This is a genomic window from Microvirga lotononidis, from assembly GCF_034627025.1.
GTDB lineage: Bacteria > Pseudomonadota > Alphaproteobacteria > Rhizobiales > Beijerinckiaceae > Microvirga > Microvirga lotononidis.
Map to the genome: position 1 here is coordinate 1,296,412 of NZ_CP141048.1, position 22,558 is coordinate 1,318,969.

Consider the following 22,558-nt stretch of genomic DNA (forward strand, 5'->3'; position numbering starts at 1 on the left):
CAGGCCGCCCCGCTCGCCCGTGGCGAGACGCGAGATTTCAGGAACGGCATCGAGCTCGTTTGGTGTGATCGCCCGGGTCACTTCAGCCCCTCCAGGTAATCCGCGAGAGGCTGTATCTCGTCGGGGTCGAGACGGACCGCGGGCATGTTCACGCCGGGCTTGATGCCATGCGGATCGAGGATCCAAGCCGCGAGATTGCCCCGCGTCGTCTCCAGGGTTCCGGCCGCGATGTACCGGCGGCTTCCCACATGGGTCAGGTCGGGCGCGACCTTGCCGCCCGCATCCGTGCCGCGCACCTGGTGGCACATGACGCAGGGCTTGGAGAGAAAGATCTCCATGCCCCGCTGTCGATGGGAATCGCTCGGCGGCGTGGCGGAGGACACCTGCCGGTCGCGCCAGCGCTCGAAATCCTCCTTCGTCTCAGCAATGACGAGCAGACCCATATGGGCGTGCTGGAGGCCGCAGAATTCGGCGCATTGCCCGCGATAGAGGCCGGGGCGATCCGCCTGGATCTGGATCTGGTTCTGCCGCCCCGGGATCAGATCCATCTTGCCCGTCAGGCTGGGAACCCAGAACGAGTGGATGACATCGCCAGCTTCGAGCTTGATCAGCACCGGTTCCCCGACCGGAATGTGAATCTCGTTCGCCGTCGTGAAGACGCGGCTCGGCTGCGAATCCTCGTAGGTGACCTCCCACCACCATTGCTGACCGGTGACCAGCAACGTCAGCGCTCCATCCTTACGGGCGAACAGCACCTTCTGGGCCGCATAGCTCAGACCCGTCAGGGAAAGGACCGTCACGAGCGTCAGGCCGACGGCAACGGAGATCGTGACGGTCATCCGCCGCTCGGTGTCCGGATTCGTCGCCAAGGGATCCGCGTCGGCAGGGCGGCGCCGGCGCAGGGACAGAACGAGAATGATCATGGTCAGAAGCCACACCATGGCCAGGATGGCGAGGAAGATCCAGAACATGTCCGCAAGGGTGCGCGCGGCCGGACCCTGCGCGTCGAGGGCCGATTGCCAGCCCTGGCAGCCTCCGAGGGGCAGGACGGCAAGCAGGAGGAATGGACGGCCCCTTCTCATCTGCGCCTCATTGCGGCATCTGGGCCGACGGCGGCGTCTGTCCGCCGTTGATCGGTTCGCCGGGCGGCCTGCGCTGCTCGGCCGGTCCCGGGCTCATGTCGTCCCTGCGGCCCGGCGCCGCCGCCTTCGGCACGTTGCGGCCCATGGAGCGCACATAGGCGGCGATTTCCCAGATCTGCTCGTCGGGAACCTTGCCGCGGAACGACGGCATGCCGTTCGGACGCCCCTCGCGAATGGACTGAACGATGTTTTCGATCTGCCCGCCATAGATCCACATGTCGTCCATCAGCGGCGGCCCCGACCCTCCGCCTCCGTTGGCGTGGCAGCCGTTGCAATTGTACCATGCATAGAGGCGCTGGCCCTGCGCGATCTGGTAGGCGTTCTCCTCGTATTTCTTGGCCGTGCCGGAGCGCTGTTCGACGGGACCGCTCGGCCCCGGAGACAACGGCACCAGCGAGACCTGCTCCTCCGTCTCGTCGGCCGTGGGACGGGAGCGCAAATCCCGCTCCTCGCGTTGGCACGCCGCGAGAGCGAAAGCCACCAGGAGAATCGACACGGCCAAGGCCTTAAGGGAGCTTGAACACATGGAGCGTTCCTCCCTTGGTCGTGACGTTCTTCAGGTCCCGCATGGCATTGACGAAGCCGAGCGCGGCCGTTGCGTCGCGCGGATCGAGATCGCCCGACACGATGGATCCGGCCCATCCGCCGACGCCGGACAGGATCGCCACGTATTGCTTGCCGTCAGGTCCACGATAGGTGGTGGGCTGTCCGACGATCCCCGAAGACGTCCTGAACTGCCACAGCACTTCGCCGGTGCGCGCATGCACGGCCTTGAACCAGCCGTCCATGGTGCCGTAGAATACGACGTCGCCAGCGGTCGCGAGCGCGCCGCCCCAGAGGGGGAAGCGCTCGTTGATGGTCCAGAGTTCCCTGCCCTGCCTGATGTCCCAGGCGGAGAACTCGCCCATGTGGCCGCCGGGCCCGGGGAACATGCGAATCTCGGCGCCGACATAGGGCGTTCCGGCGATGTAGTTCGGATCGGTGCTCTCCCAATCCATGCACAGGTTCACATGCGGGATGTAGAGAAGACCGGTCTTGGGGGAGAAGGCGCTGGGGTTCCAGTTCTTCGCGCCCGAGGCCGCCGGGCAGATGTCGCGAACGACGCGGCGGTCCACCGGCTCCTTGTCGGCATTGTACTGAATGCGCCCCGTCGCGAGATCGACGCCCGTGGCGGCCGTGAGAGCATGGAACGGTTTTGCCGACAGCAGCTCGCCGTTGGTGCGGTCGATGACATAGACGAAGCCTGTCTGTCCCGGATGCACCAGCACCTTGCGGGGCTTTCCCTCCCATTCCATGTCGAGCAGGATCGTCTCGTTGTCGCCGCTCCGGCCGTGGAGATCGTGAGGCGCGATCTGATAGAACCAGCGCGCCTCGCCCGTATCGGCGTCGCGGGCGAAGATGCCCGCCGTCCATTTGTTGTCGCCGGGGCGCGGATTTGGATTCCAGGGACCGGGATTGCCCGTGCCGTGATAGATGAGGTTGAGGTCGGGATCGTAGGACAGCCAGCCCGAGACGGTGCCGCCACCCTGCTGCCAGCCATCCGCCGGCCATGTGGTGACGCCGAGATCCTGCCCCTTGTCGCCGTCGTAGAACGGCTTGAAGTTCGGGCCGATCTTGACGTCCTGATCGGGCCCCGTGCTGTACGCCTTCCAGACGCTCTTGCCGGAATTGATGTCGATCGCCTCGATCCAGCCGCGAACGCCGAACTGGCCTCCGGAAACACCGACGATGACTTTGTCCTTCACCACCAAGGGCGCCATCGTCATGGTCTCACCGCGGGTGATATCGCCGAGCCGGGTTTTCCAGACCTCCTCGCCGGTCTCGGCATTCACCGCGACCACGTGGGCATCGAGCGTCGTGAAGACGATACGCCCGTTTGCGAAAGCGGGACCGCGATTGACCACGTCGCAGCAGGCGACGCCCTGGGCGGCGGATGCAGGCTTGGGATTGTACTGCCACTTCAGCGGCGCGCCCGGTTGCGTGAGATCCAAGGCGTAGAGAATGTTGGGGAAGGGAGAGAGCACGTACATCGTGCCGCCGACCACGAGCGGAGCCGCCTCCTGCCCTTTGTTGACCCCGGCCGAGAAGGTGAAGGCGACCTGCAGGTTCTTCACGTTCTCCGTGTTGATCTCGGACAGGTCGCTGAAGCGCGTCGAGGCGGAGTTCTTCTGCGGAATCGTCCACTGCCCGTCCTCAGGCGCCGAGGCGAAGGATGGGACGGCGGGCTGAGGTGGATCTGTCTGGGCCAAAGCCTGGGAGGCAGGCTGCAAGTTCAGCAGAATCGCCAGAACGAGGGCAAGACGAGCTCCACCCAAAGTTGTCCTCCGCAACGCCTGGACTCACCGCTTCGAGAGCGGCTCGACTCTAACCGTTCAGCTTGGCCGAGGTTCCCGAGATTGTGATCGCTCTTCCAGGGAACCTCAGCGCCAGACCTGCGAGAGCGGGATGCCGTATTCGTTGGAGGCCCCGACGAGAACGATCGCGCTTATCGCGGCCAGAAGCCCGATCAGGAAAAGCGTCACCAGGAAACCCCGGTCGCGGAAAATACGGAAATCCTTGCGCAACGAGCTGATCCGCGGCTCTGTCATCGTCGATCCCGGAGTGGTTTATGCTATGGAGGCAACCGGGACACGACCATCGTGTTCCGCGCATTGGCCCGGGCGGGTCCTGAGGAGAACCGAATGACATCGAAGCCGTGCATCGTTCTGGGCGTGCCGGTTCAGGAGGGCGCGGGCCGTCTCGGCTGCGACATGGGCCCGAGCGCCTTCCGGACCGCGGGCCTGCTCACCGAACTGCAAAACCTCGGCTACCAGGTGGAGGACCGGGGCAACATCGCGCCCAGGCCGCTCCGGGAGCTGCGGCACCCGAACGTCGCCATCAAGGCCCTGGCCGAGACCGTCGCCTGGACCGAGGCCATCGCCGAGGCGGCCTATCGGGCCGCCGGCGACGGGATGCCGATCTTCGCCGGGGGCGACCACAGCCTCTCGGCGGGTTCGATGACCGGGCTCGCCCGCCGCGCGGCGGAGGACGGCCGCGAGTTCTTCGTGCTGTGGCTCGACTCGCATCCGGATTTCCATACCCTCGCCACGACCACGAGCGGCAACCTGCACGGCGTGCCGATGGCCTATGCCACGGGCCGTGAGGGCTTCGACGGCTACTTCCCGCCGCTCGCCGCTCCCATCAAGCCTCAGAACGTCTGCATGATGGGCATCCGCAGCGTCGATCCCGCGGAGCGCTCCGCCCTGCAGGGCGCGGGCGTGACGGTTCACGACATGCGGTCCATCGACGAGAACGGCGTGGTGTCCCTCCTCGATGGCTTCCTGAAGCGCGTGGCGGCGGCGGACGGCTTTCTCCACGTGAGTCTCGACGTGGACTTCCTCGACCCTGTGATCGCGCCCGGCGTCGGCACCACGGTTCCGGGTGGCGCGACCTTCCGCGAGGCACATCTCATCATGGAGATTCTGCACGACAGCGGTCTCGTCGGCAGCCTCGACCTCGTCGAGCTCAACCCGTTCCTCGACGAGCGCGGCCGCACGGCCCTCCTCATGGTCGATCTCGTGGCGAGCCTGATGGGGCGGCGCGTGCTCGACCGGCCGACCCAGAGCTATCGTTATACCCCCAAGTTCGGCTGAGCCGGAGGATCGTTGGACGACGGGATGTGAAGGCTCCAGACCGCCGTGGGCGCGGAACATCGGCGGCCTGCACCGATTAGCCTGGATGAGGGCTGCCGACGCGCACGAAGCCATTCCGATGCGACGAAAGCGAGGGTCGCGATGACCGCTCGAAGACCAAAGGTTGTGATCGTTGGAGCGGGGTTCGGCGGGCTCACCGCGGCTCAATCACTGGCGCGGGCTCCGGTCGATGTGACGATCATCGACCGGCACAACTTTCACTATTTCCAGCCCCTGCTCTATCAGGTCGCCACGGCGGCCCTGTCCCCGGCCGACATCGCGTGGCCGATCCGCGGCATTCTGAGGCGCCAGAAGAACGCGACGGTGTTCCTGGCGGATGTCACCGGCATCGACGCGCAGGCACGCATGGTCCAGGCGGGATCGTTGAGCATCCCGTACGATTACCTCGTCCTCGCGACCGGCGCCACGCACTCCTATTTCGGGCATCCGGAATGGGCCTCCGTGGCCCCGGGACTGAAGCAGATCGAGGATGCGACGGTGATCCGCCGCAAGATCCTTCTCGCCTTCGAGCACGCCGAACTGACCGACGATGCCAACGAACAGCGCCGCCTGCTCACCTTCGTGGTCGTGGGCGGCGGCCCGACCGGCGTCGAAATGGCAGGGGCCATCGCGGAAGTAGCCCACCATGCCCTATCGGCCGAGTTTCGGAGGATTGACCCCCATTCCGCCCGGGTGATCCTGATCGAGGCGGGACCCCGCCTGCTGCCCGCCTTTCCCGAGGATCTCGCGGCCTATGCGCAGACATCCCTGGAGCGGATGGGCGTGGAGGTCAGGACGAATGCACGGGTTACGGATTGCACCGAAGCCGGCGTCGACCTGGAAGAGACGCAGATCGCGGCCGGAACGGTCATATGGGCGGCCGGCGTTGTGGCCTCCCCGGCCGCCGAGTGGCTCGGGGCGGAACACGACCGCGCCGAGCGGATCAAGGTCGAGCCGAACCTGAAGGTTCCCGGCAGGTCCGAGATCTTCGCGATCGGCGACACCGCGTCAGTCGTCGATTCGGATGGAAAGACCGTGCCGGGCATCGCCCCGGCGGCCAAGCAGATGGGCCGCTATGTGGCCCGGGTCATCGCCGCGGAGGTCGAGAAGAAGACATCACCCGGGCCATTCCGGTACCGGCATCAGGGCGACCTCGCCACGATTGGGCGCAAATCCGCCGTGGTGAAGCTCGATTCCATTCACCTCACGGGCTTCATCGGCTGGCTGTTCTGGGGCATCGCGCATGTCTATTTCCTGATCGGCCTGCGCAACCGTGCCGTCGTGGCGTTCACCTGGCTTTGGAACTATCTCACCCTTCAGCGGGGGGCACGCCTCATCACGGATGGCCCGGCCGAACAAGCCACGGCCCGGGACGAGAAGGCGCGTCCGCTGCCTTCTTCGGTCGAAGTGAGCCAAGGACCTGAGCGCAATCAGTCGCGCTTGGGCCGAGCCGACTGGCGTTGATGCACCGGACGACATCGCGCGGGCATCATTCGTGACTGTCGCGATATGTCCGGCCATGGATCGCGTCGAAGCCGCGATCCGTCAGTTCGATCGTTCGGGCATCGGGCACGACGACATACCCGAGATGGGCCAATTCCGACACGGCCACCGCCACCGAGGGATCCGTCCCGAAATGCGCATCGAGCGTGGCCATGGTGAGGCGCGCTCCCGGCCTGCGGTGCGTCTCGCGGATGTAGTCGAGAATCTCGCATGCGGTCTCGCTCAGCTCCATTTGCATGTCCCCAGAGGCGTTGAACTCCCTCCCTTCGCCGGATCAATCGTCCGCCCGGATCTTGAAGAGGTCGGGATATTGCCGCGGTTGAGAGCGGAAATATTGCGGCGGCGCCTTGATGGCCGCGCCGAAATGCGCGGCGGCGTGCCAGGGCCAGCGCGGATCGTAGAGAGCCGCGCGTGCAATGGCGATCAGATCGGCATCGCCCGTGACGAGGATCGATTCCGCCTGCACGAAATCCGTGATGAGACCCACGGCGATGACGGGCATTCCGACGGATTTCAGGGATCGGGCGAGCGGCACCTGATAGCTCGGCCCCACGGGGATTGCCTGCGACGGCGTCAGGCCACCGCTCGACACGTGGATCGCGCTGCAGCCGCGTGCCTTGAGGGCTTTCGCGAATTCCACCGTCTCCTCGATGGTCCAGCCACCCTTGGCCCAATCGGTGCCCGACACGCGCACCGTCACCGGTCGCTCGGCAGGGAAAGCGGCGCGAACCGCATCGAACACTTCGAGCGGGAAGCGCATCCGGTTTTCGAGGGAGCCGCCGTACTGGTCGTCGCGCCGGTTGGACAGCGGCGACAGGAACTGGTGCAGCAGGTAACCGTGAGCCACGTGGATCTGCACGGCCGCGAGGCCGAGGCGTCCGGCGCGCCGCGCCGCATCGGCAAAGGCGTTGCGCACCCGCGCAAGGCCATCCTGATCGAGCGCCGCAGGCGGCACCTCGTCGGCCCCGTGCGGGATCGCGGAAGGGGCCTCCGTCTGCCAGCCATTGGCATGGTCGGGTGAGATCTGCCTGCCGCCTTTCCAGGGAACCTCAGTGGAGGCCTTGCGCCCGGCATGGCCCAGCTGGATGGCGATCGGCATGTCGGACCAGCGCCGGATGCCGTCGAGGACGCGGCGCATGGCTGCTTCGCACTCGTCCGAATAAAGGCCTACATCCCCATAGGTGATCCGCCCCTCGGGCGTGACCGCCGTCGCCTCGATGGTCAGGAGCGCCGCGCCCGAGAGCGCGAGCTGGCCCAGATGGATCAGGTGCCAGTCGTTCATGCAGCCGTTCTCGGCCGAGTACTGGCACATGGGCGCGATGACGATCCGATTGGCGAGTTCGAGGTCTCCGACCCGGAAGGGCGTGAACAGCTTCGCGTGCGACATGGGCTGCCTCTTCGGTTGCCGTTTAATATCTTTGTCAGGAATTCGGAGACTCCGAAACACCCGTCCGGGTTTCATCGCCTGAGGTGAAGATAGGTGGGATCGAAGTCGCCCGCCACTTGAAGGGCTTCCCAGTCCGGGATGTGGAGCGAGCCCCCGCGCAGGACGATCAGCCCCTCGCTCCTCAGGTCCTGGAGGACGCGGTTCACGTGAACGGTCGAGAGGCCCAGCGCGTCGCCGAGTTCGTTCTGGGTCACCGGCAGGTCGTAGCCTCCCTCGCCGGCGAGACCGACCGCCTTCAGGCGCACCCGAAGCTCGCAGAGAAGATGCGCGATCCGCTGATAGGCCGAGCGGCGCCCCATGCCGATCATCCACTCGCGGAACATGGCGGCGTCGATGAGGGTATCCCGCCAGAAGGCGGCCGCGAGACCGGGATGTTGCGTCAGGAGATTGCGCAGGCTCTCGTGCGGGATGAGGGCGATGCTGCTCGTCACGAGCGTCCCGATGCTGTGGTCCATCACGTTCAGATGAAGGCTCTGCAGGTCGGGAATGTCGCCAGGGATATAGAAGCCCATGATCTGGCGCCTGCCATCCGAGAGGACCTTGTACCGGCAGACGAAGCCGCTCAGGACCAGGCAACATTCCGAAGGCCTGTCCCCGTCGCGGACGATGTCGCTATCCGGGTCGAAGACCTTGATCGTCATGGGCAGATCGAGAAGCGCCCGTTTTTCCTCATCGGACAGGCTGACGATGCTGTCGAGCTTCCACAGCAGGGGACGGGTGCTGGCCTGTTTCTGCATGGCGAAGCTCATCATAGCACCTCCAGCCCTGACGGCAGAGTACGATAGTGCAGCCTCGGGCCGGCAACGGTCACCCACGTCATGCCTGCATGAAGGCATTTCCTCGGTGTTAATGCGGGCGCGGAACGTTCCGTTGCACCAGCTTTGCCGAAAATCGGCGTACCCGCATGGTTTTGAGGAACAGGCGGTCACAAAATGTCTTACCCTTACGGAGTGCAATCTAAGGACCGCTTCATGAGCAATCGTGACATCATCGTCATCGGCGGATCCTCGGGGGCGACCGCCCCCCTCAAGACCATTTTGGGCGCTCTTCCGCCGGACCTGCCGGCGGCCGTGTTCATCGTCCTGCACATTCCGGCCCGGAGCATCGGCATCCTCTCGACCGTTACGGCCGCAGCCGCCCACCTGCCCGTTCACGCAGCGGTCGACGGCATGCCGATCAAGCGGGGCAACATTTATCTGGCTGTCCCGGATCACCATCTCATCCTGGCCGACGGGCACATCAAGCTGGGCCGTGGCCCCCGGGAAAACATGGCTCGGCCCGCCATCGACCCCCTGTTCCGGTCCGCCGCCGCGGCCTATGGCTCTCGGGTCATCGGGGTCATCCTGAGCGGCCTTCTCAACGATGGGGCCTCGGGCCTCGAAGCCGTGAAGCGCTGCGGTGGGATCGCCATCGTGCAGGATCCGGCCGACGCCGTCGCCGATGAGATGCCGCGGAGCGCCCTGCAGGCCGCCGATGTCGATCTGTCGGCCCCGAGCCTCCGGATCGGCGACGTGCTGTACGACCTCGTGCGTGAACCGGCGGGACCCGGCGTCCCGATTCCTTCAGACATCCGCCTGGAGGTCGATATCGCGGCAGGTGAACGGGTCGACAGCGAGATCATCGGCCAATTTGCCGATCCGGTGGCGCTCACCTGCCCCAATTGCAGCGGCGTTCTGTCCAAAGTCCGTAACGGCAAGCCGCTTCGTTTCCGGTGCCAGGTCGGGCACGCTGTGACGGCCGATCTCGTGGCCAAGGAGCAGGAGAATGCCGTGGACGAAGCTCTGCGGATTGCCCTGCGCATCATCGAGGAGCGGGCCGAGCTGGTATCCCGCATGGCCGAGGATGGACGGAGGAGCGGCCGCAAAACCGTCGCCGAAATGTATGACGAGAGAGCCCTCGAGTACCGTCAATATGCCGACACCCTGCGTAAGGCTGTCCTGAAATCCATGGCTCCCCTCGCCTCTCGCATGGACGAGGGCGGGCAGGACAACGGCGGATAGACCATGGACCATGAACTTTGAGAGGTGGTGCAATTCTCCGTAGTATGGCAAACCCCTTCCCGAGCTGGGAATCTTGATCGTGGCCGCCAAGAAGAACGAGACAACTTCCTCCGACACCGCCCAGAATGCCGAGACGGAGCCGAAAAGCACTCCCTTCATCGTCGCGGCAGGAGCCTCGGGGGCGGAAAGCCATTCCCTGGAGCGCTTCCTGGCCACGCTGACGGTTGACGACGAGATGGCCGTGGTTCTCGTTTTCCAGCACCGGGAGGCGCTGGACGACGGCCGGTTCACGGCGGCGCTGTCGGAGCATGGGCGCTCTCTCACCACGGCCGTTCACGGGGCCCTCGTCGAGCCGGGCAGGATCTACTGGTCTCCCCTCAACACGATCCTGACCGTCGAGGACGGGCGTTTTCAGATCCGCGACGCCCAGGAGCCTCCCGGCGAGCGGGGGACCATCGACAGCTTCCTCATCTCGGTGGCCCAGGACCGGGAGGACAAGGCCATCGGCGTCGTCTTTAGCGGCACGAATGGAGATGGGACGCTCGGCGTCACGGCCCTCAAGGAAGCAGGCGGCCTGACGCTGGCGGAGGAAAGCCCGGAGATTTCGGCCGAAGGGATTGTTCCCAACCATAGTCCTGTCGCGATCGCGGATTTCGTCCTGCCTCCGGAGGAGCTGGCAAAACGGGTGCAGCTCCATGTGAGCCACTCCGCCCGGTACGACGAGGCTGCCCATCTCGAAGCGGAAGCCGTCGAAGTCTCCGGCGCCTTGGCGAGCATCGCCACGATCCTGCGCAACAACACCGGCCATGACTTTCACGGCTATAAGCCGAACACCTTCCTCCGGCGCGTTCAGCGCCGCATGCAGGTCGTCCAGGTGGAGACGATCGACGCCTATGTGGAGGTGCTGCGGGCGCAGCCGGAGGAATCACAGAACCTCTTCAACGATCTGCTGATCGGGGTCACGCAGTTCTTCCGCGACCGCCGCGAGTTCGAACTTCTGGAAGCCCAGGTGATCCCTAAGCTCTTCGAGGGCAAGACCCGCAACGACCAGATCCGGATCTGGGTGCTCGGGTGCTCCACCGGCGAGGAAGCCTATTCCATCGGCATTCTTCTGCGCGAACACATGGCGGTGCTCGACGCGGTGCCCCACGTCCAGATCTTCGCGAGCGACATCGACGGCCGCGCCCTCGCGTCGGCGCGGGTGGGCCGCTACACCGAGGCCATCGCGAAGGACATGACGCCCGAGCGGCTGGCCCGCTGGTTCGTCAAGGAAGGCAATACCTATTGCGTGGTGAAGGAACTGCGGGAGATGTGCATCTTCTCGCAGCACAGCGTCATCAAGGACGCGCCCTTCTCGCGGCTCGACATGATCTCCTGCCGCAACCTGCTGATCTATCTCAACGCGGACCTTCAGGACCGGGTGATCCCCCTGTTCCATTTCGCCCTGCGCCCGGGCGGCTACCTGTTCCTCGGGAATTCCGAGAACATCTCGCGCCACACCAGGCTCTTTGCCCCGGTGGATCGAGGCTTCCGCATCTTCCAGCGCCTGGAGACGAGCGCGCGGGTTCTGCCGGACTTTCCCTTCACGGCCGTTGACCGCAGGCCTGCCGAGGGAGGCTCGTCCCTTCTGCGCCCGCGCCGGATCGAGGCCAGCCTCGCTCGCCAGGCCGAGGCCATCGCGGAACGTCATGCCCCGGCCTATGTGGTGACGGACGAGAATTTCGACGTCATGCATTTTTCCGGCCGGACGGGACGCTTCATCGAGCCCGCCGGCGGAGCCGCGACCCTCAACCTGCTGAACCTCGTCCACAACGACCTGCGCCTCGACCTGCGGGCCGCCCTGACCAAGGCGGCGGAAGAGCACCAGATCGTTCAGGTCGACGGCCTTCGGATGGGCACCAACGGCAAGCGCCTCATCGTCGACATTATCGTCGAGCCCGTGCGGGATCAGCCCAACGGAGCCCCGGGCTTCGTGGTCGTGTTCAAGGATCGGCCCGCGCCTCCCGAGGAGGAGGCCGACACCCTGGCCGGCGGCTCCTTCCTGCGCGACGAGCACGTGCAGCGGCTCGAGACGGATCTGCGCGTCACCCGCGAAAGGCTCCAGGCCACCATCGAGGAACTCGAGAGCACGAACGAGGAGTTGAAATCCTCGAACGAGGAGTATCAGTCGCTCAACGAGGAACTCCAATCGGCCAACGAGGAGCTCGAGACCTCCAAGGAAGAGCTGCAATCCGTCAACGAGGAGCTGACCACCGTCAACGGCGAGCTCGCCCACCGGGTGCAGGAACTCGGCCGCTCCAACAGCGACCTGAAGAACCTCCTGGAGAGCACGCAGATCGCCACCATCTTCCTCGACAACGACATGCGCGTGATGAACTACACGCCGGCCGTGACCGAGATCTTCCACCTCGTCGAGACCGATGTCGGACGTCCCATCGGGCACATCAAGTCACGCATCACCTATGACGAACTCCAGGACGATGCCCGCCGGGTGATCCGTTCGCTCGGGAGCGTCGACCGGGAGATCGAGGATCCCGCGACGGGCACACGCTACATGGTGCGCGTCCTGCCCTACCGCAGCATCGACAACTATATCGGCGGCGCCGTCGTCACCTTCATGGACGTCACGCCGCTGACCCGGGCGCAGCTCGCCCTGCGAGAGAGCGAGGAACGCTTCCGCGCCATGGCCGAGCAGGCCGAGGTGGGCATTGCGATGACGGACCGCGAGGGACGCGCCATCTACGTCAACGACCGCTACTGCGCGATCCTCGGCCTCCCCCGCGATCAGATCGTCGGCCGCTCCATCCAGGAGCTGATCCCGTCCGACGACCAGGACCGCAACGATGCGCTGATCGAGCAGGCGCTCTCGAGCGGAGAATCGTCCATCAGCGAGAAGCGTCATCGCCGTCCCAACGGCTCGATCACCTGGGTGCGGAACAATGTCAGCGCTCGTCGCGACGCGTCGGGAGCCGTGGTGGGCAGCCTGATCGTCGCCATCGACCTGACCGAGCGCGTCCGCGCCGAGGAGGCCCTGCGGGAGAGCGAGCAGCATACGAAGCTCCTGCTGGCCGAGCTTCAGCACCGCGTGCGGAACACCCTCGCCATCGTGCGCTCCATCACCCGGCGAACTGCGGCGAACAGCAGTACGGTCGACGATTACGCCATGCATCTCGAAGGGCGGATCGAGGCCTTCGCCCGGACGCAGACCATGGCGACGCGCTCGGCCGATTCCGTCATCGACCTGGAAGAGCTGGTGAGGGACGAGCTGCTCGCCCATGCGGTGAGAGACGACGAGAAGGCCCATGTCGACGGACCGCCCGTCAGGCTGCGGACGGCAGTTGCGGAAAAGCTGGGTCTGGCGATCCATGAGCTCGCCACCAACGCGGTCAAGTATGGGGCACTCGCAGAGAGTGGCGGCCATATCGACGTGACCTGGATCATCGAGGGCGTCGACGGCGAGCGGATGCTCAGGCTGGAATGGCGGGAAACGGAAGTCCACGTCGCGAGTGCGGCCCCGCGCCGGCGCGGGTTCGGCACCGAGCTGATCGAGCGTACCCTTCCCTACGAGATCGATGCCAAGACGGTGCTGGAATTTTCGCCCGGCGGCGTGCGCTGCGTGATCGAGTTTCCGCTCAATCAGCGGACCGCTCTCCTGAGCCACGTTCAACCCTCGGACGGCTCCGAAGAGGACGACCGGCCCAACGAGCGGCTTTCCCCCTCGTGAAGATTGGGCTTGACCTGAACGGTCGCCCTGTTCTCCATTCGGCTGTCGAAAGCTGCCGCATGCCCAACATCCAGCCTTAAGGATCCGCATTGGACTGGGACAAGATCAGACTGTTCTACGAAGTCGTCAGCGCGGGGAATTTCACCCGTGCCGGCGAGAAGCTCGGCGTCAACCAGTCATCCGTCAGCCGGCAGATCAGCGCCCTCGAGAACGACCTGAAGGTCCCGCTCTTCCACCGACACCCGCGCGGCCTGGTGCTGACGGAGCACGGCGACGTGCTCTTCAGGGCCGCGCAGGACATCCGCCTGCGCCTGGACGAGACACGCCAGCGCCTGACCGAAACCAGCGAGCGGCCTGCGGGCGACCTCCGGGTGACGGCGACGGTCGGCATCGGCGGCATCTGGCTCGCCCGGCGCATCACGGAATTCATGGACCTCTATCCCGAGGTGCGCATCCAGCTCATCCTCACGAACGACGAGCTCGATCTCGCGATGCGGGAAGCGGACATCGCCATCCGCCTGCGCCTGCCGGCGCAGCCCGACCTGATCCAGCGCCGCCTCTTCACCATCCAGTACCACGCCTATGCGTCCCATGCTTATATCGAGCGCTGCGGCGAGCCGGAGACCATCGCGGATCTCGACAACCATTCCATTCTCTGCCTCGGCGGCGACCAGCCGTCCTTCATTCTCGATCTGCATCGCCTGACGACGCTCGGGCGCAATCCCAGGGATCCCCGTCCGAGCCGGTTCGTTGTCAACGACTCTCTGGCCTTGCGGCAGGCGATCGAGAACGGGGCAGGGATCGGCATGGCGCCGGACTACGCCATGAGCACCAATCCACGGGTCAAGCAGGTGCTGCGCGACGAGGAGATGCCGACCCTCGACAGTTATCTCGTCTATCCGGAAGAAATGCGCTCCGTGGCGCGCGTGCAGGTCTTCCGCGACTTTCTCGTCTCCAAAGCGCAACGCTGGGATTTCTGAAGAGCGGACCGACGCTTCATCTCCGGCGCGCAAGTCGGCGTCGGCAGGAATCCGATCACCGGATGGGATCCGATCCGCTGCTCCGCCCGTTGAACAGCGCATCGTTCGGTGCGAACCTCATTTTCTCCACGATTCTTAGGCTACCTAACGTTTTCCCGGAAACCCTCAGGGCACCATCCCCATGTCACGGTCCGTTCTCGCTGTTCTGTCGATTGCCGTCGGCCTTCCGTTCCTGATCCTGCTCGCTCTCGTCTCGTCGACATCGGGAGTCAGCTCAAGCGTTTTCACGAGCGCCCTCGGCCTCGTGATCCTCTCCGTGTTCCTGATGCTAGTGGTTTACGAGATCAAGCGGATCGTCGATCTGCCGCCGGACGCGCATTGAAAATCCTGCGCTCCATAAAACGAGCATCGTGCGATCCTGGAGGACCGCACGATGCTCTTGGATGTCATGTCTTGATTTTTTATGCAGAACCGGCGGTTCAAGCAGCGGCGCGCGCCCGGCTCGGATTTTCCTCGGCCGTGGCCTGATCGAGAGCCATCAGCAGAACGCCGATGTCTTCGTTCAGAAGATTGATGGCATTGCGCGCATATTCGCGGAAGTCCTGCTTTATGACCTCAGCCTCGGCATCCCACAGGCAGTCCTCATACTCGGCATCGTAAAATGCGCGAGCAACCAGCTCCACTTGATAATCCATTGATGCCCCACTTCACCATTCAGGTGATCTTGTTTTCGCTTTAGGCCCGCGGCGCGAATACGCACTTACACTTCTTATTTCGCTGATCTGCCGCCAGGACATATTAGGCTTACCGTCCACCTTGAGTGATCCGCAACTCGCCACATGAGCTACCCCCGAAGGAGTAGGCCGCCCATCGGCGGCCTGACATCATAGGAAGAATCGCGGAATTGGGCCAGTTCGGATCACCGGCCCGGCACTTATTCTCACTCGCCCGCAGCCAGAGCCCGGACATTGTCCTGTGCAAGATCGAAATGCCCGGTCGCCCAAATGGCCGCCTGGGTTCGGTTGGTCGCCTTCACCTTCCGCAGGATCGCCTTGATATGCACCTTCACCGTGGCTTCCGCCACCCCGAGTTCGCGTGCGATCACCTTGTTCGAGGAGCCCCGGGTCAGGCAGCGCAGGATCTGGGCCTCCCGCTCGGACAGCTTGTCGAGAGCCTCCGCAGGCGTGTTGACGGGCATGCCGGCGCCGTCATGGGCATGATGCGCCCGGGACTGCCGGGCCCGTTCCAGAAGGGCCAGCCCGATCGAAGCCGGAATGTAGGTTTCACCGAGTATGACGATTTCGAGAGCCTTGACCAGCGCATGCCGATCCATGCTCGTGGCGCAGAATCCGTCCATGCCGGCACCGCAGAGCTGAATGACCGTGTCCGGATCCATCGCGTCCGCCAGAACCACCACACGCGAGAGCGGATGCTGCGTCTTAAGCGTATCCACCATGGCGACGAGTTCCTCCGTCGCCCGGTTTTCGCAGATCATGAAAAGCACCGGCATCGTGTCGTCGAGCGCGGGCAGGTTCGACGGGTCGTCACACAGCCCATCCACCATGGCAAAGCGCGTGCCGGAGAGGATGTGGCTGATGCCGGTGCGAAGGAGAAGGTTCGGACAGATCAGGACAGTCGCGACGTTCTGGAAAGGATCCTGCGCGACGGCAAGAATCTGCTCGTTGTAGACGACATCATGCCTCATGTGTGCTGCCCCCCATTCGTTCAGCGGTATGTCGATCAGGATCGTGACACCGTTCGTATGCAACGCGAGGCGGACAGCCTTCAACGAAAGGAGCCTGATCCATAAAGCCGATCCTTCATTGGATCGAGCGTGGCAACAACAATCCCTACAGGCATTAGTTCCTTGATACCACGGCCCACGAAGGGGTAACTCTTCCTCTTGATGCAGGCCCGGAAGAGAGTCCCGTGCCGTTTGCATCACTGCACCGGGCCCCATGAATCCGCGCATGAAACGCGAGCGACAGATATCGCGTTTCGCTGCTCGCACGATTGCGAGAACCGACGCAGCATACGTCTTGTTTCGAAGAAAGGCGCGGTGACGATCGCGTGATCGGCTCGCGCTGGAACCGAACCGGCAACCCCGCTGCTTTCAATCAAAAGAGCGCAGCGATCATTCCGGCTGGGCGTGCTCTTCCAGAGCCTGAATAAGCTCCATGCATTTCGCGGCGATAACGCCCGCCACCTTCGGATCACCATGGTAATGCCGCATGGCGACGGCATTCGCCTGCTCGAACAGGTCGGTCAGATTTCCGGAGATGAAAGGGCGGGAGCTCGGAAATTCGAAGCTCTTGGACTCGGAGCAGGGTTTCGATTTCACAGCCCGCTTCGGCTCGAACAACGTCAGCACTTCGCACCGATCGGCGATCTTCTTGAGATCCTTGAACGCGATGATCTCCGCCATGTCCTACTCCACGCAACGCATCGTGCCCCGCTTTATCCTCTTCCGACGCAAAGGTCATGGGGCCTGCGTCGAAAACGAGCGGTTCTTGAAAACCGTTCCAGAGAATAATCGCGAAGGACGGGAAAGTGATCGCTTTCTTCCGGATTAACCCGGCGTCGTGACGCACCTCATCTCGGAATTTCTGCCCATCGGCAGCCGGCTGAGGAACCTACCATGTCATCACGCGCTCCGTGCCGGTGGTCCTCAACGGATGGCCGTGGCGTTTCATCCCAACCGCGGCCAAGGCTGGTCCCGGATCACCGCTCCCAGGAATGCCTGGGTCCAGCCGTCCGCCTCGCCCCATCGACGCTCCAGGCTCCCGGGCCGGTAAAGACGAAGAGCAAGAACACGAAGCAGAAGAGGATTGCCGCATCGCCGCCGTTGAGCGCCGGGTAGGGGCTGTGGGGAGCGTGGAACATCCAATAGGCCACGGCCATCTCGCCGGCGAGCAGGAAAGCCACGGGCCGGGTCAGGAAGCCGACCAGGATCAGGAAGCCTCCGACGAGTTCGAGGACGGCTCCGATCCCGAACAGGGAGAAGAACGGCGGCATGCCGCCCTCGGGCGGGGCCGGGAAGCCGAACAGCTTCTGCGTTCCGTGTTCCATGAAGAGCAGGGCCGCGACGATCCTCAGGACAGCCAGGGCGTGGGGGGACCAACGATCCAGGGTAGCGAACATGCGAGGGGAACTCCTGCTTGCGATCGGGATACCCAGGCAGGCCCGGATCTCCGCCGACCGGGTTATATGGCGCGCGGGAGGATCAGGCCACGGCGCAGTCTTGCAGACAGCTCACGCTAAATTGAGGCCATCGGCTCGATCCTCGAGACGATCCAGCCTTGCCCGACGGGAGATTCGTGTCAGCCTCCCCTGGTCATGTCCGTCTCATCCGTCTCCCCCTTGTCCTGATGGGCCGCGAAGCGGCGTCGCGCAGGAGCATCCAGAGAGCACTGGAGGCCACCTCGCCTTGAGGGCCGGGATGGCGGGCAGGGCGGAGGCGGAAACGGAGGTCGGGATGGGTTTCAGGCGTCTCAGCATGGTCGCGGTTCTCGTGGCGGCATCGCTCTGGCTGCCGGCTTCCGCCGCGAGGGCGGAAACGGAAGTGGATGTCGCGCTCGTCCTCGCCGTGGACGTGTCCCGCTCCATGGACCCGGACGAGCAGGAGCTTCAGCGCCAGGGCTTCATCGAGGCCTTCCGCTCGCCGCAGGTGCACGATGCCATCAAGAACGGCATGGTGGGGCGGATCATCGTGACCTATTTCGAGTGGTCGGGCGTCGATTATCAGCGCGTCATCGTGCCATGGACCATCATCGACGGCCCGGACGCGGCCGTGAAGTTCGCCGACGGCCTGCAGGACAGCCCGATCGGCCGCCTGCGGCGGACGTCGATCTCGGGCGCCATCGACTTCGGAGCGAAACTGCTGGATCAGACCGGCGTCGAGCCGATCCGACGGGTGATCGACATCTCGGGCGATGGCCCCAACAGCAGCGGAAGGGGCGTCGTGGCGGTCCGCGACGAGGCCGTCGCGAAGGGAATCACCATCAATGGGCTTCCCATCATGCTCAAGCGCCCGACCGGCTTCGGCGACATGGAGAACCTCGATCTCTACTACAAGACCTGCGTCATCGGCGGACAGGGCGCCTTCCTCGTCCCCGTGCGGGAGCGGCAGCAATTCGCCGACGCGATCCGCACGAAGATCATCCGCGAGATCGCAGCCCTTCCGACGCCGTCCCTGATCCGGGAGGCCCAGGCGGAGCCGCCCGTCAGCTGCCAGGACGGGGAGCGGGGAACGTATCGCTGGGACCGGAACTGACGTCACGGGCCGGTCGGCCCCGTATAAGGGGCATGAACACGTCTCAGGCCAAGCTCATTCCAGGGTGATGTTGGCCGTCCTGATCACCTTCTCCCACTTGCTGCCCTCCTCCTGCATGTAGGCGGCCATCTCGGCGGGAGAGCTCTGGAGCACGTCGATGCCGGCGCCGACCAGCTTGTCGCGGATCTCCGCATTGCCGATCACGCTGCGATAGGTGGCGTTGAGCTTGGCGACGATCTCGGACGGGGTGCCGGCCGGCGCGACGAAGCCCTGCCAGGCCCAGGCCTCGAAGCCCGGCTGATTCGCCGCCACCGGCGGAACGCCGGGAAGGCCGGCGAATTCCTTCGGCGAAGCGACCGCGATCGCCTGGATCGGGCCGGACAGCTGCGAGCGGGCCGTGGCGAAATCGATGAACATCATGTCCACCTGCCCGGCCACCAGATCCTGCACGGCCGGCGCGGCGCCCCGGTACGGCACGTGGGTGAGCTTGATCCCGGCTCCTTGACCCAGCAGCTCCGTGGCAAGGTGGAACGGGCTGCCCAGTCCTGGCGTCGCATAGTTGATGCGGCCGGGATTCTTCTTTGCCTCGGCCACGAGTTCCTGGACCGATTTCACCGGCAGCTTGTTCGTATTGACGAGGAGCACCAGGGCAAAGCGCCCGGTCAGGGAAATCGGGGTAAAATCCTTGTACGGGTCGAAGGACAGCTTCCGGTAAAGGGTCCGGTTCGTCGCGAAGGTCGCCGTATCGCCCAGGAGCAGCGTATAGCCGTCGGGCTCCGCCCGCGCGACCGTATCGGCTCCGATATTGGTGCCGGCGCCGGGCTTGTTCTCGATGACGAATTGCTGGCCGAGCTTCTCGCCCATGGCGCCGAAGACGAGGCGGGCGAAGAAATCCGTTCCGCCGCCGGCCGCATAGGGCACGATCACCCGCACGGGACGGGCGGGATAAGCGGTTTGCGCGAAGCCCGGCCAGGGCGCCAGGGCCGCGGCGGCGGATCCGGCGGCCAGGGTCTTGAGGAGGGTGCGGCGGATCGGATTCATGGCGTTCTCCCAGGGATTGGTCCCGTTTTCAGGACTTGTTCGACCGGCCGGAGATAGCGTGGCCCTTGGCGGCCACAAGGCCGACCTAAGTTGAGGCTCCGTGTGCGGTCGGCTCAGTTTTTTGCCGCTCCGCCTGAACATGGCGGCACGACCTGCATTCTCCTCTTGAGCACGCAAAGCTTCGCCAAGACAGGAGATCATCCATGGGCGTGAAAAAAGAAGAAGACGAACTGGTCGATGCCGGCTCGGAATATTCCTTCCCGGCCAGCGACCCGCCCTCTTATATGGGCGGATCGGCCGTCGCCGGCCCTCCCCCGCAGAAGGAGCCCGCGCGGGAGCCCGTCAACACCACCGTGTCCAATCCGGACGAGGTGAAGCCCGCAGGCGACGCCCCGGAGGGCACCGATCCCGCCCAGGTGGGCAAGGCGCCCAAGCGGCCGTCCGGCGGCAACAATCCTTAGACCTCTTCCCGCGCCCTTCTCCGGCATGGCCTTGTGACAGGACATGCCGGAGATTGCGGCAGGAGCTTCCATTCGATTGCCGGATCTTTCATCCTGCCTTCATCTTGGCAGTGGCATCTGCCCTGAGTGACCCTAAAATGGTCCGTGATCCCCTCCGGGATCGACGAAGGATTTCGAGAACTGGCCCTGCCGGGCCGCCTCAAGGAAGTGATCTGCACCGATGGTGACCACCCGCATTCCGACGACACCGTTTTCCGACCAGCGTCCCGGCACGTCCGGCCTGCGCAAGAAGGTCACCGTCTTCCAGCAGCCTCGGTATGTGGAAAACTTCATCCAGTCGATCTTCGACACCGTCGAGGACAAGGACGGCTCGACCCTGGTCATCGGCGGCGACGGGCGCTTCTTCAACGAATCCGTCGTTCAGATCGCGATCAAGATGGCGGCGGCGAACGGCTTCGGCCGCGTTCTCGTCGGCCAGAAGGGCCTTCTGTCCACGCCGGCCGCCTCCTGCGTGATCCGCAAGCACAAGGCCATCGGCGGCCTCGTGCTCTCTGCGAGCCACAACCCCGGCGGGCCGGACGGCGATTTCGGCATCAAGTTCAACATGTCCCACGGCGGCCCCGCGCCGGAATCCTTTACGGAAGCTGTGTTCAAGCGCGCCAGCGCGATCACCGAATACGAGATCGCCGATGTGGCCGATATCGACCTCGGTACGATCGGACAGAGCAAGGTCGACACCATGACGGTCGAGGTGATCGACCCCGTCGCCGATTACGCGGAGCTGATGGAGCGGCTGATCGATTTCGACGCCATCGCCGCCCTGTTCCGCTCCGGCTTCCGCATGCGCTTCGATGCGCTGAGCGCCATCACGGGGCCCTATGCGAAAACCATTCTCGAAGGCCGCCTCGGCGCGCCGGCCGGCACGGTGGTCAACGGCGAGCCGAAACCCGATTTCGGCGGCCACCATCCCGATCCGAACCCGGTCCACGCCCATGATCTCATGGAGCTGATGTACGGGCCCGACGCGCCCGATTTCGGCGCCGCCTCCGACGGCGACGGCGACCGCAACATGATCGTGGCAAAAGGCCTCTTCGTGACGCCGAGCGACAGCCTCGCCATCCTCACGAGCCATGCCCATCTTGCGCCCGGCTATGCCGGGGGACTTTCCGGCGTGGCCCGCTCCATGCCGACGAGCCGCGCAGCCGACCGAGTCGCGGCGAAGCTCGGCATCAACTGCTTCGAGACCCCCACGGGCTGGAAGTTCTTCGCCAATCTTCTGGACGCGGGCCTCATCACCCTGTGCGGCGAGGAGAGCGCCGGCACGGGCTCGAACCATATCCGCGAGAAGGACGGCCTCTGGGCGGTGCTGCTCTGGCTCAACATCCTGGCCGTCACCCGCAAACCGGCGGACCAGATCGTACGCGAACATTGGGCGACGTTCGGGCGCGACTACTACACCCGCCACGATTACGAGGAACTCGAGACGGCGCCAGCCAACGCGCTGATGGATGCGTTGCGGGCCAAGCTCCCCGGCCTGCCCGGCCAGCGTTTCGGCGACCTTACGGTCCAATCCTGCGACGACTTCGCCTATACGGATCCGGTCGACCAATCCGTGACGCCGAAGCAGGGCATCCGCATTCTGTTCGCGGAGGATGCCCGCGCCGTGTTCCGCCTATCGGGCACCGGCACGTCGGGCGCGACCCTGCGAGTCTATCTCGAACGCTTCGAGCCGAATGCCGACCGGCACGGCCTGTCGACGGCCGAGGTCCTGGCTCCCGTCGTCCGGGCGGCGAACGAGATTGCCGAGATTGCATCCCGCACGGGGCGCAACGAGCCCAGCGTCGTGACCTGACGGGCATCGGACCTTTAATACGTCTCCCAGAGGCCCGGCGTCGCCAGCTCCAGAAGATGGCCGTCGGGATCCCGGAAATAGACGCTGGTCCCGCCGCGGGACCACGTCGTCCTGCTCTCGACGGGGATGCCCTTCTCCTGAAGCCGGCTCTCCCACGCCGGCAGCTCGTCGGCTGAAACGGCGAATCCTATATGCAGCGGTCCCTGCCCGTCATGGCCAGGGATCGTCCCGCCGGGCGTGGACATATCCTCCCGCGACGCACCGCGCAGGAAGAGCAGCAGCACGCTTTTCCCACCGACGTCGAAGGCGCACATGCGCTGGTTGCCGAAAAGCACCTTCAGGCCGAGGGCTTCCTCATAGAAGGCTCGGGCACGCGACAAGTCGTCGACATACAGGGCCGTCTCTAGAACGGCATTGAGCGTCGGCATAGGGGGCATCGTACAAACCTCGTTGCCTGTATTTTG

Annotated in this window: 22 protein-coding genes; 9 read left to right on the top strand and 13 right to left on the bottom strand. The window is 64.7% G+C overall.

Annotated features, from left to right (window positions below; genetic code table 11):
- Positions 1-77: 77 nt before the first annotated feature.
- The 4 genes from coxB to U0023_RS06160 all read right to left on the bottom strand — a co-directional run bounded on the left by coxB (position 78) and on the right by U0023_RS06160 (position 3,730).
- Positions 78-1,082 (bottom strand): cytochrome c oxidase subunit II, encoded by a 1,005-nt coding sequence (gene coxB / locus U0023_RS06145; protein WP_009763215.1) that lies wholly within the window; start codon positions 1,080-1,082, stop codon positions 78-80.
- A gap of 7 nt (positions 1,083-1,089) precedes the next feature.
- The gene (locus U0023_RS06150) at positions 1,090-1,668 is read right to left on the bottom strand and encodes a c-type cytochrome (protein ID WP_009763214.1); all 579 of its coding nucleotides are present in this window, start codon (positions 1,666-1,668) and stop codon (positions 1,090-1,092) included.
- Positions 1,649-3,457 carry a methanol/ethanol family PQQ-dependent dehydrogenase gene (locus U0023_RS06155; RefSeq protein WP_009763213.1) on the bottom strand — a complete coding sequence of 603 codons (1,809 nt, stop codon included), beginning with the start codon at positions 3,455-3,457 and terminating at the stop codon, positions 1,649-1,651. The genes U0023_RS06150 and U0023_RS06155 overlap by 20 nt, the downstream gene beginning before the upstream one ends.
- A 105-nt stretch (positions 3,458-3,562) precedes the next feature.
- Complete coding sequence (locus U0023_RS06160) at positions 3,563-3,730, bottom strand: hypothetical protein (RefSeq protein WP_009763212.1); 168 nt, start codon at positions 3,728-3,730, stop codon at positions 3,563-3,565.
- Positions 3,731-3,823: 93 nt separating this feature from the next.
- On the opposite strand from U0023_RS06160, the gene rocF reads away from it, so the two are divergent.
- On the top strand, positions 3,824-4,774 hold the full coding sequence (gene rocF / locus U0023_RS06165; RefSeq protein ID WP_009763211.1) for an arginase: 951 nt from the start codon (positions 3,824-3,826) through the stop codon (positions 4,772-4,774).
- 141 nt (positions 4,775-4,915) lie between these two features.
- Positions 4,916-6,277, top strand: a complete 1,362-nt coding sequence (locus tag U0023_RS06170) for an NAD(P)/FAD-dependent oxidoreductase (protein WP_009763210.1) — start codon at positions 4,916-4,918, stop codon at positions 6,275-6,277.
- A 25-nt stretch (positions 6,278-6,302) separates the two neighbouring features.
- On the opposite strand, the gene U0023_RS06175 is transcribed toward U0023_RS06170, so the two are convergent.
- The 3 genes from U0023_RS06175 to U0023_RS06185 form a co-directional block, all read right to left on the bottom strand.
- Complete coding sequence (locus U0023_RS06175) at positions 6,303-6,548, bottom strand: LexA family transcriptional regulator (RefSeq protein ID WP_009763209.1); 246 nt, start codon at positions 6,546-6,548, stop codon at positions 6,303-6,305.
- A gap of 42 nt (positions 6,549-6,590) precedes the next feature.
- The gene (locus U0023_RS06180; RefSeq protein WP_009763208.1) at positions 6,591-7,703 is read right to left on the bottom strand and encodes an NADH:flavin oxidoreductase/NADH oxidase; all 1,113 of its coding nucleotides are present in this window, start codon (positions 7,701-7,703) and stop codon (positions 6,591-6,593) included.
- 71 nt (positions 7,704-7,774) lie between these two features.
- Entirely contained in the window at positions 7,775-8,515 is a 741-nt protein-coding gene (locus U0023_RS06185) for a Crp/Fnr family transcriptional regulator (RefSeq protein WP_322883774.1), read from the bottom strand.
- 219 nt (positions 8,516-8,734) lie between these two features.
- Between U0023_RS06185 and U0023_RS06190 the strand changes: the two genes are divergently transcribed.
- The 4 genes from U0023_RS06190 to U0023_RS06205 all read left to right on the top strand — a co-directional run bounded on the left by U0023_RS06190 (position 8,735) and on the right by U0023_RS06205 (position 14,849).
- A complete protein-coding gene (locus tag U0023_RS06190) occupies positions 8,735-9,763 on the top strand; it encodes a chemotaxis protein CheB (RefSeq protein WP_040638663.1) in 1,029 nt (342 codons plus the stop codon).
- Between the two features lie 79 nt (positions 9,764-9,842).
- The gene (locus tag U0023_RS06195; RefSeq protein ID WP_009763205.1) at positions 9,843-13,487 is read left to right on the top strand and encodes a CheR family methyltransferase; all 3,645 of its coding nucleotides are present in this window, start codon (positions 9,843-9,845) and stop codon (positions 13,485-13,487) included.
- 89 nt (positions 13,488-13,576) lie between these two features.
- Positions 13,577-14,467 carry a LysR family transcriptional regulator gene (locus U0023_RS06200; protein WP_009763204.1) on the top strand — a complete coding sequence of 297 codons (891 nt, stop codon included), beginning with the start codon at positions 13,577-13,579 and terminating at the stop codon, positions 14,465-14,467.
- A gap of 181 nt (positions 14,468-14,648) precedes the next feature.
- Positions 14,649-14,849, top strand: coding sequence for a hypothetical protein (locus tag U0023_RS06205; RefSeq protein ID WP_009763203.1), 201 nt, complete (start codon positions 14,649-14,651; stop codon positions 14,847-14,849).
- A 97-nt stretch (positions 14,850-14,946) separates the two neighbouring features.
- Here the strand turns inward: U0023_RS06205 and U0023_RS06210 are convergent, their stop codons facing one another.
- The 4 genes from U0023_RS06210 to U0023_RS06225 form a co-directional block, all read right to left on the bottom strand.
- A complete protein-coding gene (locus U0023_RS06210; RefSeq protein ID WP_009763202.1) occupies positions 14,947-15,162 on the bottom strand; it encodes a hypothetical protein in 216 nt (71 codons plus the stop codon).
- A 245-nt stretch (positions 15,163-15,407) separates the two neighbouring features.
- Positions 15,408-16,172 carry a LuxR C-terminal-related transcriptional regulator gene (locus U0023_RS06215; RefSeq protein WP_195904211.1) on the bottom strand — a complete coding sequence of 255 codons (765 nt, stop codon included), beginning with the start codon at positions 16,170-16,172 and terminating at the stop codon, positions 15,408-15,410.
- 429 nt (positions 16,173-16,601) lie between these two features.
- Positions 16,602-16,892, bottom strand: a complete 291-nt coding sequence (locus tag U0023_RS06220) for a hypothetical protein (RefSeq protein ID WP_009763200.1) — start codon at positions 16,890-16,892, stop codon at positions 16,602-16,604.
- 296 nt (positions 16,893-17,188) lie between these two features.
- The gene (locus tag U0023_RS06225; protein ID WP_009763199.1) at positions 17,189-17,608 is read right to left on the bottom strand and encodes a DoxX family protein; all 420 of its coding nucleotides are present in this window, start codon (positions 17,606-17,608) and stop codon (positions 17,189-17,191) included.
- A gap of 334 nt (positions 17,609-17,942) precedes the next feature.
- Here U0023_RS06225 and U0023_RS06230 point away from each other — a divergent pair, with 334 nt between their 5' ends.
- Complete coding sequence (locus U0023_RS06230) at positions 17,943-18,740, top strand: DUF1194 domain-containing protein (protein WP_154661115.1); 798 nt, start codon at positions 17,943-17,945, stop codon at positions 18,738-18,740.
- A 54-nt stretch (positions 18,741-18,794) separates the two neighbouring features.
- Here U0023_RS06230 and U0023_RS06235 read toward each other — a convergent pair whose 3' ends face one another.
- On the bottom strand, positions 18,795-19,781 hold the full coding sequence (locus U0023_RS06235; RefSeq protein WP_009763197.1) for a Bug family tripartite tricarboxylate transporter substrate binding protein: 987 nt from the start codon (positions 19,779-19,781) through the stop codon (positions 18,795-18,797).
- Positions 19,782-19,984: 203 nt separating this feature from the next.
- On the opposite strand from U0023_RS06235, the gene U0023_RS06240 reads away from it, so the two are divergent.
- Both U0023_RS06240 and U0023_RS06245 read left to right on the top strand, forming a co-directional pair.
- Positions 19,985-20,242, top strand: a complete 258-nt coding sequence (locus tag U0023_RS06240; protein ID WP_009763196.1) for a hypothetical protein — start codon at positions 19,985-19,987, stop codon at positions 20,240-20,242.
- A gap of 220 nt (positions 20,243-20,462) precedes the next feature.
- The gene (locus U0023_RS06245) at positions 20,463-22,094 is read left to right on the top strand and encodes an alpha-D-glucose phosphate-specific phosphoglucomutase (protein WP_009763195.1); all 1,632 of its coding nucleotides are present in this window, start codon (positions 20,463-20,465) and stop codon (positions 22,092-22,094) included.
- 14 nt (positions 22,095-22,108) lie between these two features.
- On the opposite strand, the gene U0023_RS06250 is transcribed toward U0023_RS06245, so the two are convergent.
- Positions 22,109-22,522: a VOC family protein gene (locus tag U0023_RS06250; RefSeq protein WP_040638662.1), complete on the bottom strand. Its 414-nt coding sequence runs from the start codon at positions 22,520-22,522 to the stop codon at positions 22,109-22,111.
- Positions 22,523-22,558 lie beyond the last annotated feature (36 nt).

What these genes read in the sequence shown, in the direction of transcription:
- coxB (WP_009763215.1), bottom strand. Translation starts at nt 1,082, where the DNA reads ATGAGAAGGGGCCGTCCATTCCTCCTGCTTGCCGTCCTGCCCCTCGGA.
- U0023_RS06150 (WP_009763214.1), bottom strand. Translation starts at nt 1,668, where the DNA reads ATGTGTTCAAGCTCCCTTAAGGCCTTGGCCGTGTCGATTCTCCTGGTG.
- U0023_RS06160 (WP_009763212.1), bottom strand. Translation starts at nt 3,730, where the DNA reads ATGACAGAGCCGCGGATCAGCTCGTTGCGCAAGGATTTCCGTATTTTC.
- rocF (WP_009763211.1), top strand. Translation starts at nt 3,824, where the DNA reads ATGACATCGAAGCCGTGCATCGTTCTGGGCGTGCCGGTTCAGGAGGGC.
- U0023_RS06170 (WP_009763210.1), top strand. Translation starts at nt 4,916, where the DNA reads ATGACCGCTCGAAGACCAAAGGTTGTGATCGTTGGAGCGGGGTTCGGC.
- U0023_RS06175 (WP_009763209.1), bottom strand. Translation starts at nt 6,548, where the DNA reads ATGGAGCTGAGCGAGACCGCATGCGAGATTCTCGACTACATCCGCGAG.
- U0023_RS06180 (WP_009763208.1), bottom strand. Translation starts at nt 7,703, where the DNA reads ATGTCGCACGCGAAGCTGTTCACGCCCTTCCGGGTCGGAGACCTCGAA.
- U0023_RS06185 (WP_322883774.1), bottom strand. Translation starts at nt 8,515, where the DNA reads ATGATGAGCTTCGCCATGCAGAAACAGGCCAGCACCCGTCCCCTGCTG.
- U0023_RS06190 (WP_040638663.1), top strand. Translation starts at nt 8,735, where the DNA reads ATGAGCAATCGTGACATCATCGTCATCGGCGGATCCTCGGGGGCGACC.
- U0023_RS06205 (WP_009763203.1), top strand. Translation starts at nt 14,649, where the DNA reads ATGTCACGGTCCGTTCTCGCTGTTCTGTCGATTGCCGTCGGCCTTCCG.
- U0023_RS06210 (WP_009763202.1), bottom strand. Translation starts at nt 15,162, where the DNA reads ATGGATTATCAAGTGGAGCTGGTTGCTCGCGCATTTTACGATGCCGAG.
- U0023_RS06215 (WP_195904211.1), bottom strand. Translation starts at nt 16,172, where the DNA reads ATGAGGCATGATGTCGTCTACAACGAGCAGATTCTTGCCGTCGCGCAG.
- U0023_RS06220 (WP_009763200.1), bottom strand. Translation starts at nt 16,892, where the DNA reads ATGGCGGAGATCATCGCGTTCAAGGATCTCAAGAAGATCGCCGATCGG.
- U0023_RS06225 (WP_009763199.1), bottom strand. Translation starts at nt 17,608, where the DNA reads ATGTTCGCTACCCTGGATCGTTGGTCCCCCCACGCCCTGGCTGTCCTG.
- U0023_RS06230 (WP_154661115.1), top strand. Translation starts at nt 17,943, where the DNA reads ATGGGTTTCAGGCGTCTCAGCATGGTCGCGGTTCTCGTGGCGGCATCG.
- U0023_RS06235 (WP_009763197.1), bottom strand. Translation starts at nt 19,781, where the DNA reads ATGAATCCGATCCGCCGCACCCTCCTCAAGACCCTGGCCGCCGGATCC.
- U0023_RS06240 (WP_009763196.1), top strand. Translation starts at nt 19,985, where the DNA reads ATGGGCGTGAAAAAAGAAGAAGACGAACTGGTCGATGCCGGCTCGGAA.
- U0023_RS06245 (WP_009763195.1), top strand. Translation starts at nt 20,463, where the DNA reads ATGGTGACCACCCGCATTCCGACGACACCGTTTTCCGACCAGCGTCCC.
- U0023_RS06250 (WP_040638662.1), bottom strand. Translation starts at nt 22,522, where the DNA reads ATGCCGACGCTCAATGCCGTTCTAGAGACGGCCCTGTATGTCGACGAC.